Here is a 14,628-nt window from a genome sequence, read left to right as displayed (position 1 = left end):
CATGTCTGAGCAAAACTCCTGAGAAAAATGGAACGGCGGCATCGGGCGAGCGCGGCTTTACCCTGGTCGAACTGATGGTGGTGATCGTGATCATCGGTCTCATGTCCGCCACCGTCGTTCTCACCATCCCCGACCAGCGCGGGCGCGTCATGAATGACGCTGAGCGGTTCGCGGCGCGAGCCTTGGCCGCTCGCGACAACGCCGTCTTGCAGTCGCGCCCGATGTCGCTCTGGGTCTCGGCCTCGGGCTATGGCTTTTCTGAGCGAAGTCGCGGGCAATGGCTGGAAATGCGCGACACGCCCTTTACTGCTGCAAACTGGCGAGAGGGCACGACAGCCATAGTCGGCCAGGCAGGGCGCGAGCGGCTTTATTTCGACAGCACCGGGCTGGCGAGCCAGCCTTTGACAATAAGGCTGGTGAGAGGCGGGCAGCAGGTTTCGATCAGCATCGGCCTTAATGGAAAGGTCGAGATCGGTGCGTAAACGCCATGTCTTCGTCATTCCCGCGGAAGCGGGAACCCATCTTGTCCCTCGGATCGAGGCCGAGGATGGAAAGGAAATGGATCCCCGCTTTCGCGGGGATGACGGGCGGCTCAGGAAAGAGAGAGGCTTCACCCTCATCGAAATGCTCGTGGCGCTGGCGGTTTTCAGCCTAGCCGCGCTCGCCCTGTTGCGGCTCCAGGGCTTCACCCTTTCCTCCACGGCAGACCTCGACCAGAAACTTCTAGGCCAGATCGTCGCCCGTAACCTGGCGGTCGAGTTGCTGTCCGACCCTGCACCGCCGAGCCTTGGTGAGGCACAGGGCCAGGTGGAAAATGCCGGGCAGAGCTGGCGTTGGACGCGTGAAGCCAAGATGACGGACGATCCCCGGATCATGCAGATCGACCTCCGCGTTGACGGGCCGCTCGGCCGGTCGCCCAATGTCCTGACCATCGTGAGGCCCGCCAAGTGAAGGGTCAACGTGGTTTTACGCTGATCGAGCTGATGGTGGCGCTGCTGATCTTCGGACTGCTCGCCTCTGCCGGCGTGATGCTGCTCAGCGGCAGCGTCAACGCGCAAGGCGCGGTCAAGCGGCATCTCGATGACATGGCGGTGGTCCAGCGCGCCAGCGCGGCCATGAGCGCGGACCTTGCCCAGGCGCTGCCGCGCATCAGCCGCAATGCAGAAGGGATGAACGTCCCCGCCTTCTGGGGTCAGCGGGATGAAGGCCGCGCTCTTCTGCTGTTTGTGCGCAGCGGCTGGAGCAATCTCGACAATGCCCCCCGCTCCACCTTGCAGAAGGTGGAATATTGGCTGTCGCAGGGCCGCCTTGAGCGCCTGACTTATCCCATGATCGACGGCAGCGAACCGGACCAGCCGGCCGTCCTGCTGGAAGGCGTGACGCAGCTCGGCTTTCGCTATCGCGATGAGAGTGGGGCCTGGAGGGATGACTGGCAGCCGAGCCAGGCCGACCTGCTCCCCCGGGCGGTGGAGATGCGTGTCACCCGGGAAGGCCAGCCGCCGCTGACCTTGATGTTCCTGGTCGGACCCGGAGCGAAGGCCGAGCCCATAGAGGCGGCCGAATGAACGGTTTTCCTTCCCGGAACGAGCGAGGTGCGGCGCTGCTCACCGTACTGCTGCTCGTCGCGATCATGTCCGTGATTGCAGCGGCGGCGCTCGAGCGGCTGACACTCGCCACGCGCCTTGCCAGCAACAGCAGCGCGCTTGATCAGGGGCGGGCCTATGCCTTTGCGGCAGAGACCATATCCATCGCGCGCATCGAGGATTTGGTGAACCGCAACAAGGCGAGAACCACGCTGGAAGGGGACTGGCAGGGCCGCACCAATCGTTTGCCGATACCCGGCGGGATCGCAACGGCGCGCGTAGTGGATGGGGGCAATTGCTTCAATTTGAACAGCGTTGTGGCCGGGGACAAGGCGGACAATCTGAAGATACGGCCCTTGGGCATCAGTCAGTTCACGGCGCTGATGGAATTGCTCGGCATCGCTCCGCAGGAGGCTGCCCTGGTGGCTGCTTCGCTCGCTGACTGGATCGATAGCGACAGTCAGGCGATTCCGGGCGGAGCCGAGGACGACTTTTATGCACGTCTTGCAAAGCCCTACCGCACACCCAACCGGCCGCTTCTGGAGGCCAGCGAGTTGCGCACCGTCAACGGCGTCACGCCGCAGATTTATGCGGCCCTTCGCCCCTGGGTCTGCGCCCTGCCCACGACCGACCTGTCCCCCCTCAATGTGAACACTTTGATGCCGGAGCAAGCACCGCTCTTTGCAATGCTGATACCGGGAAAACTGACGCTCGAAAACGCGCGTCAAATGCTGGCGCAGCGGCCGTCCGAGGGCTATGGGAGCACCGTCAGTTTCTGGGCTTTGCCGGCGAGGGTGAAGATCGTGCCCGACGCCGAAGCTTCGGCTCAGGTAAAATTGACAAGCCGCTATTTTCGACTCGACATATTGGTCGAGCTGGGGGACGCCGAATTGACCGAACAGGCGCTGATCGATGCAGGAGAGAAACCGGCAAGGCTGATCCTGCGCCAATGGGGGGAAGCAGGTTGAGCGGGGCCGACGGTTTTATCATTTCCATTCCCGAACATGAAAAGGCTGACCCGCTCTGGATGCGCGTCGTCAATGGGGAAATGGTGCAGCATGGCGCCGGCAATGACTGGCTGAGCGCCACAGGCCTTTCGGAGATGCCGGCCGACGCCCGCGTCATGCTGGTCGCGCCGGTGGGTCGCACCACGCTGCATTGGGCGGATTTTCCTGACCTTCCCCCCCGCCAGGGACGAGCGGCGGCGCGCCTGCTGGCGCTCGACAACAGCATTGGCTCGCCCGAAACGCTTCATGTCGCGACGGCGGAATCGGGGGATGCCGAGGAGCGTCACAACGTTGCTGTCGTTTCCAGGGAACAGATGGCACACTGGCTGCTCTGGGCCCAGCATCGCGGCGTGGACCCGGACGTCATCCTTCCCGCCGCCTTGCTGCTGCCGCACCCGGAAGAGGGCTTTGTCCGGGGGATCATTGGAGGTGAAGAGGTCGTCCGTGGCCCCGACAGCGCCTTTGCGGCCGCCGACCCGCTGGCACCATTGATCATGGAGGAAGCCGCGGTCCGGGACATAACGCCCGAGGTCATCAATCGCGCAGCCCTAGCCGCGCTTGCCGCCCCGGCGCTCAATCTGCGCCAGGGCGATTTCGCCAAGCGCGGCAAACGGCCGCTCGACTGGGCGCTGGTGCGCAGGCTGGCGGCGATGATCGGCTTCATTGCCTTTTGCAGCCTGCTGATCGCGGTGATCATGATCATGAAATATAATCTTGCCGCAGGCGCAGTGGATGCGGAAAGCCAAGCTCTCGCCAAGACTGTGCTGCCCAGCGTCACGGACGCGACGGCAGCGCAAACGCAACTTGACGCTCGCCTTGCCGAACTGGGCGGCGGCGGACTTGCTTTCTCCGGCCCTGCCGCAGGTCTTTATGCGGCGATGCGGGGAGCTTCCAATGTCAGCATCGCCAATATGAACCAGGCCGCCGATGGAACCCTTCGTGTCACCCTCTCAGCCCCCAGGGCGGAGGACATCAACCCCGTGCTGATCGCCTTGCAGGAGTCAGGGTTCACGATCACGGCCACATCCCAGCAGGGCCAGGGCGGGCAGGTGCTCGCCGATGTGACGGTGCGCGCGCTATGATGGGCCGGCTTCGGGAAAGGTGGGAAGCATTTTCCACCCGCGAGAAATGGCTGGTCGGCACCATGCTGGTGCTGCTCGCCTTTGTGCTCTTGTGGCTTGGCATTCTGCGTCCGGTCCAAGGCGGCCTTGCCTCCGCCAAGGCGAACCACGTCGCCGCTATTGAGCGCTACGGAGCCATTCGCGCCCGGGTGGATGCGATCAAAGGCCTGTCGGGGCATCGCAAGCCATCGCAAAATGCCGCGCTTGACGTGCTGATCAGCCAGAGCGCCGCCGAGACCGGCTTCACGCTGGACCGCAATGAACCGCAGGGCGAAGGCCGGGTCAGCATCGCCATTGGGTCCGCGCGGCCAACGGCCTTTTTCGGCTGGCTCGCCTCTCTGGAAGCGCAGGGAGTGCAAGTGGAATCGCTGAGCGTTCAGCCCGCGGGCGGAAATATCGTCAGCGCCACCGGCATATTGAGGGTGGCGGCGCGATGATGGCGCTCCTTCTGCCGGCCCGCCGCCGCCTTTTCCTGCTGCTGGCCTTCCTTTTTGCGCTCTTGGCTCTGTTTCCGCTGCGCCTTGCCTTCGACATGCTGGCGCTTCAGGAAAATGGCCTGTCCGCACGCGCCATTCACGGAGGCGTGTGGTTGGGCAGCATCGAACAGTTGAAGCTGGGCGATATTCCATTGGGCAATGTGGAGGCGCGGCTTTCGCCGCTCCAACTATTTGCCGGGCGCACGCGCATGGATTTCAAGCGGCAGACCGGCGGACCCGATGATCTGAAGGGCGCGGTCAGCGTCAACAGCAGCAGCTTCGGCATCGACGATGTCACGGCCAATATCGGCGCTGGCGAAAGCTTTGCTCCCCTGCCCGTCAGCGGGCTTGGATTTCAGGATGTCAGCGTCCGTTTCGCCGGCAACGCTTGCATCCATGCCGAAGGACGGGTGACCGCGCATGTCGCTTCATTGATCCCCGGCCTTGATCTGCCTCAAGGCCTGTCGGGCGAGGCGATTTGCGACGGGACCGCCCTGCTGCTGCCGCTCGTCAGCCAGTCGGGAATGGAAAAGCTGAACCTGCGTGTCGAAGGCAATGGCAGCTACAGCGCGGAACTGCTGGTGCGCGCCAGCGACCCCAATCAGGTGACGGCCCTTACCGGCAACGGCTTCGTCCAGGCGCCGGGCGGCTATGTGCTGAGGCTCAGCGGCAGATTGTGAGTCCCCATCAGCTTCCGCTCTGGTTCTGGCCGCTCTGCGGCTTTGTCCTGGGAGCCATCATCGGCAGCTTTCTCGCCACATTGATCCTGCGCTGGCCAGAGCGGCGCTCGGTTCTGACCGGCCGTTCGGCCTGCGATGCCTGCGGCCGTACGTTGAGCGCCATTGAGCTTGTTCCCCTGCTCAGCGCCCTGGTGCAGCGTGGACAGTGCCGGACATGCGCGGCGCCGATCGACTTCCTCCACCTCAAGGTTGAGCTGGGCTGCGCGGCGGCGGGCGCCATCCTGCTGGGGCTGGCGCCGGGTATAGAGGGGCTGGGCTGGGCTATCCTTGCCTGGTTGCTCATCACCCTTGCCGTGCTGGACTATCGCCATTTCTGGCTGCCCGACGCACTCACGCTGCCGCTCGCCTTTCTGGGCTTCACCCTGGCGATGTGGGTCAATCCCGTGCCGTTGACGGACAGGATCATCGGAGCGCTGGCAGGCTATGGCGGCCTTATGCTGATCGCCATTGGCTATCGCTGGCTACGCGGCCGCGAAGGCATGGGGGGAGGCGACCCAAAGCTGCTCGGAGCCCTGGGCGCCTGGCTTGGCTGGCAGGTTCTGCCCCTGGTGCTGCTCATCGCCAGCCTTGCCGCACTGCTCACAGCCTTGCTGCACGCCCTGCGAGGCGGCGAAGTGACCTCCACCACCCATGTGCCGCTTGGCACTTTTCTGGCGATTGCAGCTATTCCTGCCTGGATGGCGGGGCAGCTATTGGGGTTGGTCTGAAACCCGGCGGGCCTAGTCAATAGCCTCCGCGCCGGCCTGCCCAACGGACTCGATGTCTCGTCCTACGCCTTTCACCGTATTGCAGGCGGCAAGCAGCGTCATGGCGATGGAAAGAGCTGCGACTACAACGGTTTTTCTCATCTTTTCGGTCCCAATTGATCCACGCCGCAGCTTATAGCCGGGCGCGGCTTTCAGTCTAATGAATAATGTGCCGCACCCGAACCGAACGGTGACAGCGGCGTGCGTTGGTCTTTGCTGCGTTTGACAGGAAATACCGTCGTCCCTGCGAAGGCAGGGACGACGGAAATCAGGTCAGACGAAAGCCCTCGCTTTCGCCCGGTCCCTCTCACCCAAGCAGCGCAGCGATGTTCACCGGGCGGCCGTTGCGGCGAAGTTCTACAAGGACCCTGGGGCGGCCCTGTCCTGCTGAACCAATCGGATCCCCCTGCCGGACCACCGTACCGACATCCACGCTCAGCCGGTCCAGATTTGCCAACAGGCTGGTCCAGCCATTGCCATGGTCGATGATCACGATCTCCCCATAGCCGCGATATTTGCCGGCAAAGGCAATACGGCCCCTTGTAGGCGCCACGACTTGCGCCAGCGGCTGCGTTGCGATGGTGAGCCCCCGCGCCCGGACACCGGCTTCGGATAGTTCGCCCATACCCGTCACTACCTCACCCATCACCGGCATCCGATAGGCTGGCGGTCCCCGCCGCACCGTCTGCATCCCTGCTTTAGGCAGCCCCATTGTCCCCGGTCTTGAGGGGCGAAGCAATGGCCCCGGCAGCAGGGCGAGTTCTTCACGGACATTGCCCGCGACACGCAACTGGTCCATCAGGTCGACGATGTCACGGGCCTTTTCGCCCAAAGCCACCGCTCTGTCCGCTTCAAGATTGGCGGTGCTGGCAAGGGCGCGCGCGGCAAAGCGTTTGCGCATTTCCATTTTGTGCAGCTCCGTCCGTTGGGCAGCGAGCGCCAAGCGTCCAGCGACGAGCGAGGCGCGCGCCTGATCGGCGTCTGCGCGCAACTGGCGGCTTTTTTCCAATTCAGCGCGAAGGCCGGCCGTGCGTGCCCGGATCAAAGGCAGCACATTGGCAAGGACAGCGCGCAAATGCACCAGATCCGAAATCGACCCCGGCTGCACCAGCGCCGTTGCCGGTGGCCGCCGCGCCATCAATTGCAGCGCGGCCGTCAGGCGGACAATGGGTTCCTGCCGCTCGGCCAGCCGCGCATTCTGGGCGCGCTGCAGCCGTGCAATGATGGCGACGCGGGCCTGCGCCGCCTGAATGTCGGCCTCCGCCGCCTGAATGCCCGCCGCCAGCGCCGCCGCCTGTCGCCGCGCCCGCTCCGCCTCCTCACGCGCCTCTCCCGCTTCGCGCTTCAGCCTTTGGCTCCGCTGCCGGGCGGCTTGCGCCTGCTTCTTGGCTGCAATCAGCGCCTGCTGCTCATCGGCGAGGCTTTGAGCATGAGAGGGCGCGGCGATGACCAGTGCGGCCAGCATCAGCAAGAAAAGCGGGCACCTCATACCCCTATCCTTCGCGGTGATAGGGGTGATTGGAAAGGATGCTGGTCGCGCGCCATAATTGCTCGGTCAGCATTGCCCTTGCGAGCATGTGCGGCCAGGTGGCGCGGCCAAAGGCGATGAGCAGGTCTGCCCCTTTCCGCTCGGCATCATCAAAGCCGTCGGCTGCGCCGATCAGGAACCGGCATTCCCGCACTCCCTGGTCGCGCCAGCCTTCAAGCTTCCTGGCGAAGGCCATCGATGAAAGCTGCTCCCCCTTCTCGTCCAGCATCACAGTCACGCAAGCGGGCGGGGCCGGAGGGACCTTGCCCCCCTTGTCGGGCATTTCGCTGATTTTCACGGGCCAGCTTATGCGTTTTAGATAGCGGTCGACCAACTCCGCTTCGGGGCAGCGGCCAATCTTGCCGCGCGCGATGATGTGAAGCTGCACGGCCCCGTTCCTATCCGGTCATTCCGCAGCCTGATGGTAAAGCACCTCGCTGCGGATATGGATGGTCCGGGAAGCAAGGCGGATTTCCACGAGGAAGGTGCATAGCGCGGTGATCATCAGCAGCATCGCGATGATGAAAAGCAGTGCCACCGCCTGCCCCATGTGAACGTCGAAAAGCTGCGCCGAAAACAGCAGCACGACGACAAGGCAGACGGCGATGGCGCTGGCGACGCTGAGGAAGATGGAGCCGTTCACCACAGACATGCGCCAGTCGAGCTTCCTTATTTCATTTACCAGGCGATCATGCTCCTCCCCTGCCGTCTGAAGCACCAGCTTTTCAACTATTCTGGCGCGATCGATCACCCGCGCCAGCCGGCCCGCGCAGACATTCAGGAACGCGCCGATACCGGCGAGAAGAAAGACAGGCGCGACCGCCAATTGGATGGTCTGTGCAATCAGGGTCACGGTTTCCATGGGCCGAGTGATAGGGCCTGGAGTGATTTGGAGCCAGATGGAATCATCTGGCCGATTGGGAAATCAGGGCAGCTCTTGCCTTTCCCGCCAAATTCCGTCATAGGCCGCCGATCCGGGGTGAAGGGCGCGACTCTTCGCCCCTGATTTATTGAATGAAGACGATAGCCGGAGGGACGTCCGCATGGGGCGGCGTCAGCGATCGGCCAAATAAAGGAAGCATGAAACCATGCCGCTTTACGAGCATGTATTTCTTGCGCGTCAGGACCTGGCTCAGGCCCAGGTGGACGCGCTCGCACAGCAGGCAGCCCAGATTGTGGAAAGCAATCAGGGCAAGGTCATGAAGACCGAGAATTGGGGCCTGCGGAGCCTCGCATACAAGATCGCGAAGAACCGCAAGGCACATTATGTGCTGCTCAACATCGACGCGCCCGCTGGCGTGGTCGCCGAGTTGGAGCGCCAGACCCAGATCAACGAAGACATCATCCGTTACATGACCGTGAAGGTCGAGGGACTGGAAGCCGGTCCTTCGGTCATGATGCGCAAGAGCGAGCGCGGCGAGCGCCGCCCGCGCGGTGACGGCGAAGGCCGTGGACGTGATGGCGAAGGCCGCGGCCGTAGCCGCGACGCTGACGCCGAATAAGGAGATCCTGCACCATGGCACGCCCATTTTTCCGCCGCCGCAAGAGCTGCCCCTTCGCCGCCAAGGATGCGCCGAAGATCGATTACAAGGACGTCCGCCTGCTTCAGGGCTTTGTCTCTGAACGCGGCAAGATCGTTCCCAGCCGCATCACCGCGGTTTCCGCCAAGAAGCAGCGCGAACTGGCGCAGGCCATCAAGCGCGCGCGCCATATCGGCCTGCTTCCCTATATCGTGAAGTGAGGAGCAGAACCCATGGAAATCATTTTGCTCGAACGCATTGAGAAGCTGGGCGGCATTGGCGATGTCGTCACCGTGAAGAACGGTTATGCGCGCAATTATCTGCTCCCCAACAAAAAGGCGCTGCGCGCCAATGAGGCGAACCGCAAGGTTTTCGAAGCCAACCGGGCACAGATCGAAGCCGACAATGCAGCCAAGCGCACCGACGCCCAGACCGCGTCGAAGGACGTCGAGGGCAAGCAGGTCGTCCTGATCCGCCAGGCATCGAACGCGGGCCATCTTTACGGTTCGGTTTCGGTTCGTGACATTGTCGACGCGCTGCATGCCGATGGCGTCGCGGCGGTGAACAAGTCGATGGTGGTGCTGGAGCGCCCGATCAAGACGCTGGGCCTCTTCGACGTGCGCATCGCGCTGCACCCGGAAGTCGCCGTCACCGTTCAGGTGAACGTCGCCCGTTCGCCTGAGGAAGCAGAGCTTCAGAAGGAAGGCGTCGATGTGATGGCAGAGCTGTTCGAGAAGGAGACAGCCGGCTTCACCGAAGAATATGACCCGAATGCGGAACCCGGCGAAATTGCCGCCGAGGTGTTCGAGGAGCGTTCCGAAGAAGCCTGAGCCTTGTTCAGGGTCGCATGAAGAAGCCGCCCACCTTCGGATGGGCGGCTTTTTTGCGGGAATGGGTAGCGCTTCGTTCGCGCTCCACGCCGGGATGGATTCATCCCAAGGACGATAATCCAACAAGAGAGACCTTGGCGGCCTTGACACCCAACACGGCTGCTGAGCTTGTCGAAGCCTGTCCTGAGCGGGCTTGGTTCAGATTAAACGCATGACGCCCTAAACCCCCGCCGCCAGCACAAGCGCCTGTTCAAAACTTTCCGCCAGCACAAGCGGCGCCGCTGGTCCATGTGCCTCGATATGCGCCAGCCTCCCCAGCAGATCGTCCTCGCTGGTACACAGGATCACAGCACTTCCAAGCCGCGCGCATTGGCGGCGGAGTTCCGCCAGGGCCACAAGGCCGCTGGAATCCAGATAGGGCACCTCCTCCATCCGCAGGATGATCGCCCGGGGAGGGCGGTCGATCCGCTTCAGCACCTCGACCAGCTCGCCAGCAACGCCAAAAAAGAACGGGCCAGTGATACGGAAGACTTCGACCCCCTCTGGAAGCCCTTCGCGTTGCCCCGGTTCTTCCGCAATATCATCGGACAAAGTGCTGATTTGCACTGTGCGGGCCATGCGCGCCATGAACATGAGCGAGGCCAAGGTCACACCGACGCCAATCGCCACCGTGAGGTCCACCAGCACCGTAAGTCCGAAGGTGATGAGCAGCACTGCCCGGTCATCCGCTGAGATCCGCAGGAGGCTGACGAAGCGGCCTGCCTCGCTCATGCCCCAAGCGACCATCAGCAGGACTGCGGCGAGCGCCGCCATCGGCACCAGCTTCATGAGATCGCTCGCAAAGAGGACGAAGAGCAGCAGCGCAAGGGCATGAACCATGCCCGCAATGGGACTCGTGCCGCCGCTGCGGACATTGGTCGCGGTCCTGGCAATTGCTCCGGTAGCGGGCAAGCCGCCGAACAGCGCCGATCCCGCATTGGCGACGCCCTGCGCCACCAGTTCCTGATTGGAGCGGTGCCGGTATCCGGTCATGCCGTCCGCTACCACCGCCGAAAGCAACGCCTCTATTCCCGCCAGGAAGGCTATGGTGAAGGCGGCCGGAAGCACCTCAACCAGCTTCTCCAAGCCGAAGCTCGGCAAGGATGGCATGGGAATACCCGCTGGCAAGGCCGGAAAGCGGGATCCGATGGTTGCGACGTCCAGCCCGCCAAGCCGCACGGCCAGGACCGCCATCATGATGACCAGCAGATAGGCAGGCAATTTCGGCGCGAATCGGCGCAGCAACAGGATCATGGCAAGGCAGCCCAATCCCAGCAGCAGCGTCGGTCCGTCAAAGGTGGACGCCGTCTGATAATAGGCCTGCCAGCGGGGCAGGAAGTCCGCTGGAGCATCGGGGATGGAAAGCCCAGCCAGATCCATGATCTGAGTGGTAGCGATAATTACGGCTATGCCAGCAGTAAAACCCGTCACGACCGGCGCTGGAATGTAGCGGATAAGCCCGCCCAGCCGCGAATAGCCGGCAATGACCAGGATGATCCCGGCGAGCAGCGTCGCCAGCACGAGCCCGTCATAGCCATGTTTCGCGATGACGCTGAACACCACGACCACAAAGGCGCCGGTGGGGCCTCCGATCTGGACGCGGGAACCGCCCAAGAGGGAAATGAGGAAGCCCGCGACTATGGCGGTGATCAGGCCCTTGTCCGGCGACGCCCCGCTCGCAATTCCGAGAGCCATGGCAAGAGGCAGGGCCACGACCGCTACCGTCAAACCGGCCATGGCATCGGCTTGCAACTGCCTCCACCCATATCCTTCCGCCAGGACAGTCGCCAATTTGGGCAGGAAGCGTTCATGAGAAGCGCGGACAGACTGCGCCGGGGAAGGATCCGGCGGGTGAGCGCGGCCCGTTCGGTCTAGCCAGCTTTCAAAAATCGGCATTCTGCCTTCCTCCAGGCATGATCAGGCGAACCCCGCGGCCGCCGCCACTGCTGGGCACATCGTCACCGATCAGCTCGATTCCTGCCGCCCGCAGACCAGTCACGATCTTCGTCAGCGTGTCGACATTTCCCCTGACAATGCCGCCCGACGCCTCCATGCGTTGCACCGTGGGCAGCGACACGCCCACCAGCGCAGCCAGCCCCCGCTGGTCAATACCCAGCAGCGCCCGTGCCGCGCGAAGCTGTCCCGATGTTATCATTCAAGCATCCATATTGATGTTTTATACATCAATTATGCACGTTGATATATCCCGTCGATTGCTTTATGGCAAGCGCCATGACCCAGGCTCAAGATCGCCCGTTCCTGCCGATATTGCAACGCGCATTACGCGGCCAGTGCCCCTCCTGTGGCGAGGCGCCGCTCTTTTCCCGCTTCCTGAAGCCCGTGAAGAGTTGCGATCATTGCGGCCAGAACTGGGAGGGGCATCAGGCGGACGATTTCCCGGCCTATCTCGTCATCCTGCTGCTCGGGCACATCATCGTGCCGGTTCTCATTGAGGTGAACATGATCTTCAACGTGCCCCTGTGGGCACAGATGCTGTTCTGGCCTGCCCTGACGGCAGTGCTGGCCCTGCTGATGATTCAGCCAGCCAAGGGCGCGGTGATCGCTTTCCAATGGTCCCGGCGGATGCACGGGTTCCAAAATAGCTGATCAGCCTCGCCTGCCATTGCTATCGAACGCTTCGAGTTCGTAGGCGATGGATGCTTCAACCAGCCTCTCCCAGAGGTCGGCCACCAGATCCCCGGGAAGGCCCAGTCCAACCGCCTCGGCGCGAACATTGGCGATGACCTCTGCCTTGCGCGCTTCATCCCGCACCATATCGCGGCCGGTCTTGATCCTGGCCGCGGCCCGCATATAGCCAAAGCGCTGCGCAAGCAGCAGCATCAGCTCGCGGTCCAGTGCGTCCACCCCGGCGCGGACTTCACGCATGGTCTGACATTGATCGGCGGCAATGACGGGCTCATTCTGCATGGTGCCGCCTTAGCATCGCCTGCGCCCCTGTCGAGCCGGGAAATGGCCGAGGGGATGGGACTTGACTCCAGTGCCCTCCCCCGTCATAGGCACCCCTTCGCAATTGGCCCCGCACCCCGGTGAAGCGGTGGCCCTGCCTGACCTGGCTCGGGTAGCGCGGAATACCGGGAAGAACCATTGCCTTTCCCGAAGCCGGACGGTTTTCGGAACAGGAAGGCGATAAGACGTTGTGGCAATTGTAAGGAATTACCGATGACGAAGCGCACCAGCGCCAAGTACAAACTCGACCGCCGGATGGGTGAAAACATCTGGGGCCGCCCGAAATCTCCCGTCAACAAGCGTGAATATGGCCCCGGCCAGCACGGACAGCGCCGCAAGGGCAAGATGTCCGACTATGGCATTCAGCTCCGCGCCAAGCAGAAGCTTAAGGGCTATTATGGCGACGTCACCGAAAAGCAGTTCAAGAAGGCCTATATCGAGGCCGCCCGCATGAAGGGCGACACCGGCCAGAATCTGATCGGCCTGCTTGAGCGCCGCCTGGACGCGGTCGTCTATCGCGCCAAGTTCGCGCCCACCATCTGGTCCGCGCGTCAGCTCGTTTCGCACGGCCACATCTATGTGAATGGCGTCAAGTGCAACATTGCCAGCCGCCTTGTGAAGCCGGGCGACGAGATCAGCCTTGGCAAGAAGGCGCAGGAAATGGCCCTGGTGATGGAAGCGCAGAGCCTCGCTGAGCGCGACATTCCCGATTATGTGGCGCCGGACGGCACCGCCAAGGTCAGCTATGTCCGCGTGCCGACGCTGGACGAGGTCCCTTACCCCGTGCGGATGGAACCCAATCTGGTCGTCGAATTCTATTCGCGCTGACCGGATTTTCCGGGATGGACAGGAAAGCGGCCTCCTTCGGGGCCGCTTTTTTGTTGGGGCAAACTGTTGGCGTCGGGCGATGTTGCTTTTGGAGGGGCGGGTTCCCGTCCTCACAAGAGCACAGCCAATACGCAGGGCACAAAAAAAGAGCGGCGAAACCGCCGCTCCCCTTTCTTCCTCAAGGGAAGGAACTCAGTCTTCCGGCGCGATGATGACCTTCAGGCCATCCAGTTCCTCACCGAAATTGATCTGACAGGACAGGCGGGAATATTCGTTGCGGTGATCGGAGCTGTCCAGAAGATCATTCTCATCATCGGTCATGGCAGTCAGCTTGTCCGCGAAAGCCGGATCGACGTGGACGTGACAAGTGGCACAGGAGCAGCATCCGCCGCACAGCGCCAGCAGCTCGTCAAAACCATTGTCACGAATGATTTCCATGAGTGACAGACCAGCTTCGGCCTCGATCGTCTTTTCCTCACCCTCACGGGTCACCACCGTTATTTTCGGCATTAAGCCCTCCTAAATTCGCACTCAGCCGCTAATAGGGGGCGATGCGCATAAATCAAGCCAAAGTGGCGGCCTTCACCTGACTTGGCTGAAACGAGGGATTTTATGGGATTGAGCCAGGAACAACTGAGGACATCCATGGATGCACTTGCCGCGCTGGAACCGGGATTCGGCGCGGCTCTGGGCCGCGTCGGTTATCCCGAGCCGCGAATCCGTCCTCCCGGTTACCAGACCCTGCTTCGCACCATTGTCGGCCAGCAGGTCAGCGTCAAAGCGGCGTCCGCAGTCTGGGACAGGCTGGAGGCGCTGCTTGGCACCGGTTGCGCCCCGGATCGTCTGCTGGCGTCGGATTTCGACTGTCTACGAGCCTGCGGGCTGTCACGGCAGAAACAAGGCTATGCCCGGAGCCTTGCAGAACTGGTGACTTCAGGTGAGCTTGACCTTCACAGTCTGCCGGAAGATGACGAGGAGGCCATTGCCGCCCTGGTAGCAGTCAAGGGAATCGGCCGCTGGTCGGCGGAGATTTACCTGCTGTTCGCCGAGGGGCGGCCCGACATCTGGCCCGCGGGCGATCTGGCCGTCCAGATCGAAGTGGGCCGTATCCTGGGCTTACCGGAACGGCCGAGTGAAAAGGCCACTCGAGCACTGGCCGAAGCCTGGCGCCCGCATCGCGGCGCCGCCGCCATCATGGCCTGGCATCACTATAATAATAAGGGACTGGGAATGCCGGTTTGAT

The 14,628-nt window shown here is 62.7% G+C and carries 22 protein-coding genes; 14 read left to right on the top strand and 8 right to left on the bottom strand.

Annotated elements, in window-relative coordinates; genetic code table 11:
- Positions 1 to 5 precede the first annotated feature (5 nt).
- From VJS46_RS13970 to VJS46_RS13935, 8 genes are read left to right on the top strand one after another with little or no spacing between them, the layout of a single operon-like run.
- A complete protein-coding gene (locus VJS46_RS13970; protein ID WP_324060722.1) occupies positions 6 to 482 on the top strand; it encodes a GspH/FimT family pseudopilin in 477 nt (158 codons plus the stop codon).
- Positions 475 to 951 carry a type II secretion system minor pseudopilin GspI gene (gene gspI / locus VJS46_RS13965; RefSeq protein ID WP_324060676.1) on the top strand — a complete coding sequence of 159 codons (477 nt, stop codon included), beginning with the start codon at positions 475 to 477 and terminating at the stop codon, positions 949 to 951. The genes VJS46_RS13970 and gspI overlap by 8 nt, the downstream gene beginning before the upstream one ends.
- Complete coding sequence (gene gspJ / locus VJS46_RS13960) at positions 948 to 1,565, top strand: type II secretion system minor pseudopilin GspJ (protein WP_324060675.1); 618 nt, start codon at positions 948 to 950, stop codon at positions 1,563 to 1,565. The genes gspI and gspJ overlap by 4 nt, the downstream gene beginning before the upstream one ends.
- The gene (gene gspK / locus VJS46_RS13955; protein ID WP_324060674.1) at positions 1,562 to 2,551 is read left to right on the top strand and encodes a type II secretion system minor pseudopilin GspK; all 990 of its coding nucleotides are present in this window, start codon (positions 1,562 to 1,564) and stop codon (positions 2,549 to 2,551) included. The genes gspJ and gspK overlap by 4 nt, the downstream gene beginning before the upstream one ends.
- Complete coding sequence (gene gspL, locus VJS46_RS13950; RefSeq protein ID WP_324060673.1) at positions 2,548 to 3,672, top strand: type II secretion system protein GspL; 1,125 nt, start codon at positions 2,548 to 2,550, stop codon at positions 3,670 to 3,672. Before gspK ends, gspL begins: the two co-directional genes overlap by 4 nt.
- Complete coding sequence (gene gspM, locus VJS46_RS13945) at positions 3,669 to 4,148, top strand: type II secretion system protein GspM (protein WP_324060672.1); 480 nt, start codon at positions 3,669 to 3,671, stop codon at positions 4,146 to 4,148. The genes gspL and gspM overlap by 4 nt, the downstream gene beginning before the upstream one ends.
- The gene (gspN, locus tag VJS46_RS13940) at positions 4,145 to 4,867 is read left to right on the top strand and encodes a type II secretion system protein N (RefSeq protein WP_324060671.1); all 723 of its coding nucleotides are present in this window, start codon (positions 4,145 to 4,147) and stop codon (positions 4,865 to 4,867) included. The genes gspM and gspN overlap by 4 nt, the downstream gene beginning before the upstream one ends.
- Complete coding sequence (locus VJS46_RS13935; RefSeq protein ID WP_324060670.1) at positions 4,864 to 5,634, top strand: A24 family peptidase; 771 nt, start codon at positions 4,864 to 4,866, stop codon at positions 5,632 to 5,634. The genes gspN and VJS46_RS13935 overlap by 4 nt, the downstream gene beginning before the upstream one ends.
- Positions 5,635 to 5,646: 12 nt before the next feature.
- Here VJS46_RS13935 and VJS46_RS13930 read toward each other — a convergent pair whose 3' ends face one another.
- The 4 genes from VJS46_RS13930 to VJS46_RS13915 form a co-directional block, all read right to left on the bottom strand.
- Positions 5,647 to 5,775, bottom strand: a complete 129-nt coding sequence (locus VJS46_RS13930; RefSeq protein ID WP_324060669.1) for an entericidin A/B family lipoprotein — start codon at positions 5,773 to 5,775, stop codon at positions 5,647 to 5,649.
- A 205-nt stretch (positions 5,776 to 5,980) separates the two neighbouring features.
- Positions 5,981 to 7,162: a murein hydrolase activator EnvC family protein gene (locus VJS46_RS13925; protein WP_324060668.1), complete on the bottom strand. Its 1,182-nt coding sequence runs from the start codon at positions 7,160 to 7,162 to the stop codon at positions 5,981 to 5,983.
- Between the two features lie 4 nt (positions 7,163 to 7,166).
- The gene (locus VJS46_RS13920) at positions 7,167 to 7,589 is read right to left on the bottom strand and encodes a 23S rRNA (pseudouridine(1915)-N(3))-methyltransferase RlmH (protein ID WP_324060667.1); all 423 of its coding nucleotides are present in this window, start codon (positions 7,587 to 7,589) and stop codon (positions 7,167 to 7,169) included.
- 18 nt (positions 7,590 to 7,607) lie between these two features.
- On the bottom strand, positions 7,608 to 8,063 hold the full coding sequence (locus VJS46_RS13915) for a DUF2721 domain-containing protein (RefSeq protein WP_324060666.1): 456 nt from the start codon (positions 8,061 to 8,063) through the stop codon (positions 7,608 to 7,610).
- A 226-nt stretch (positions 8,064 to 8,289) separates the two neighbouring features.
- Here VJS46_RS13915 and rpsF point away from each other — a divergent pair, with 226 nt between their 5' ends.
- From rpsF to rplI, 3 genes are read left to right on the top strand one after another with little or no spacing between them, the layout of a single operon-like run.
- Entirely contained in the window at positions 8,290 to 8,703 is a 414-nt protein-coding gene (gene rpsF, locus VJS46_RS13910; protein ID WP_324060665.1) for a 30S ribosomal protein S6, read from the top strand.
- 14 nt (positions 8,704 to 8,717) lie between these two features.
- Positions 8,718 to 8,942 carry a 30S ribosomal protein S18 gene (gene rpsR, locus VJS46_RS13905; RefSeq protein ID WP_157217603.1) on the top strand — a complete coding sequence of 75 codons (225 nt, stop codon included), beginning with the start codon at positions 8,718 to 8,720 and terminating at the stop codon, positions 8,940 to 8,942.
- A gap of 12 nt (positions 8,943 to 8,954) precedes the next feature.
- On the top strand, positions 8,955 to 9,551 hold the full coding sequence (gene rplI, locus VJS46_RS13900) for a 50S ribosomal protein L9 (RefSeq protein ID WP_324060664.1): 597 nt from the start codon (positions 8,955 to 8,957) through the stop codon (positions 9,549 to 9,551).
- Between the two features lie 219 nt (positions 9,552 to 9,770).
- Here the strand turns inward: rplI and VJS46_RS13895 are convergent, their stop codons facing one another.
- Both VJS46_RS13895 and VJS46_RS13890 read right to left on the bottom strand, forming a co-directional pair.
- Entirely contained in the window at positions 9,771 to 11,486 is a 1,716-nt protein-coding gene (locus VJS46_RS13895) for a SulP family inorganic anion transporter (protein ID WP_324060663.1), read from the bottom strand.
- Positions 11,473 to 11,745 carry a helix-turn-helix domain-containing protein gene (locus VJS46_RS13890; protein ID WP_324060662.1) on the bottom strand — a complete coding sequence of 91 codons (273 nt, stop codon included), beginning with the start codon at positions 11,743 to 11,745 and terminating at the stop codon, positions 11,473 to 11,475. Before VJS46_RS13890 ends, VJS46_RS13895 begins: the two co-directional genes overlap by 14 nt.
- 77 nt (positions 11,746 to 11,822) lie before the next feature.
- On the opposite strand from VJS46_RS13890, the gene VJS46_RS13885 reads away from it, so the two are divergent.
- Positions 11,823 to 12,197: a DUF983 domain-containing protein gene (locus tag VJS46_RS13885; protein WP_324060661.1), complete on the top strand. Its 375-nt coding sequence runs from the start codon at positions 11,823 to 11,825 to the stop codon at positions 12,195 to 12,197.
- Here the strand turns inward: VJS46_RS13885 and VJS46_RS13880 are convergent, their stop codons facing one another.
- Positions 12,198 to 12,518: a chorismate mutase gene (locus VJS46_RS13880; RefSeq protein ID WP_324060660.1), complete on the bottom strand. Its 321-nt coding sequence runs from the start codon at positions 12,516 to 12,518 to the stop codon at positions 12,198 to 12,200. It lies immediately after the preceding gene.
- A gap of 252 nt (positions 12,519 to 12,770) precedes the next feature.
- On the opposite strand from VJS46_RS13880, the gene rpsD reads away from it, so the two are divergent.
- The gene (rpsD, locus tag VJS46_RS13875; protein ID WP_324060659.1) at positions 12,771 to 13,385 is read left to right on the top strand and encodes a 30S ribosomal protein S4; all 615 of its coding nucleotides are present in this window, start codon (positions 12,771 to 12,773) and stop codon (positions 13,383 to 13,385) included.
- A 192-nt stretch (positions 13,386 to 13,577) separates the two neighbouring features.
- Here rpsD and VJS46_RS13870 read toward each other — a convergent pair whose 3' ends face one another.
- The gene (locus tag VJS46_RS13870) at positions 13,578 to 13,895 is read right to left on the bottom strand and encodes a 2Fe-2S iron-sulfur cluster-binding protein (protein WP_324060658.1); all 318 of its coding nucleotides are present in this window, start codon (positions 13,893 to 13,895) and stop codon (positions 13,578 to 13,580) included.
- A gap of 102 nt (positions 13,896 to 13,997) precedes the next feature.
- Between VJS46_RS13870 and VJS46_RS13865 the strand changes: the two genes are divergently transcribed.
- Positions 13,998 to 14,627, top strand: coding sequence for a DNA-3-methyladenine glycosylase 2 family protein (locus VJS46_RS13865; RefSeq protein ID WP_324060657.1), 630 nt, complete (start codon positions 13,998 to 14,000; stop codon positions 14,625 to 14,627).
- Position 14,628 lies beyond the last annotated feature (1 nt).

The sequence above is a fragment of the Rhizorhapis sp. genome, from assembly GCF_035276005.1.
Taxonomy (GTDB): Bacteria; Pseudomonadota; Alphaproteobacteria; order Sphingomonadales; family Sphingomonadaceae; genus Rhizorhapis.
This window is presented reverse-complemented; position numbering and strand designations above follow the sequence as displayed.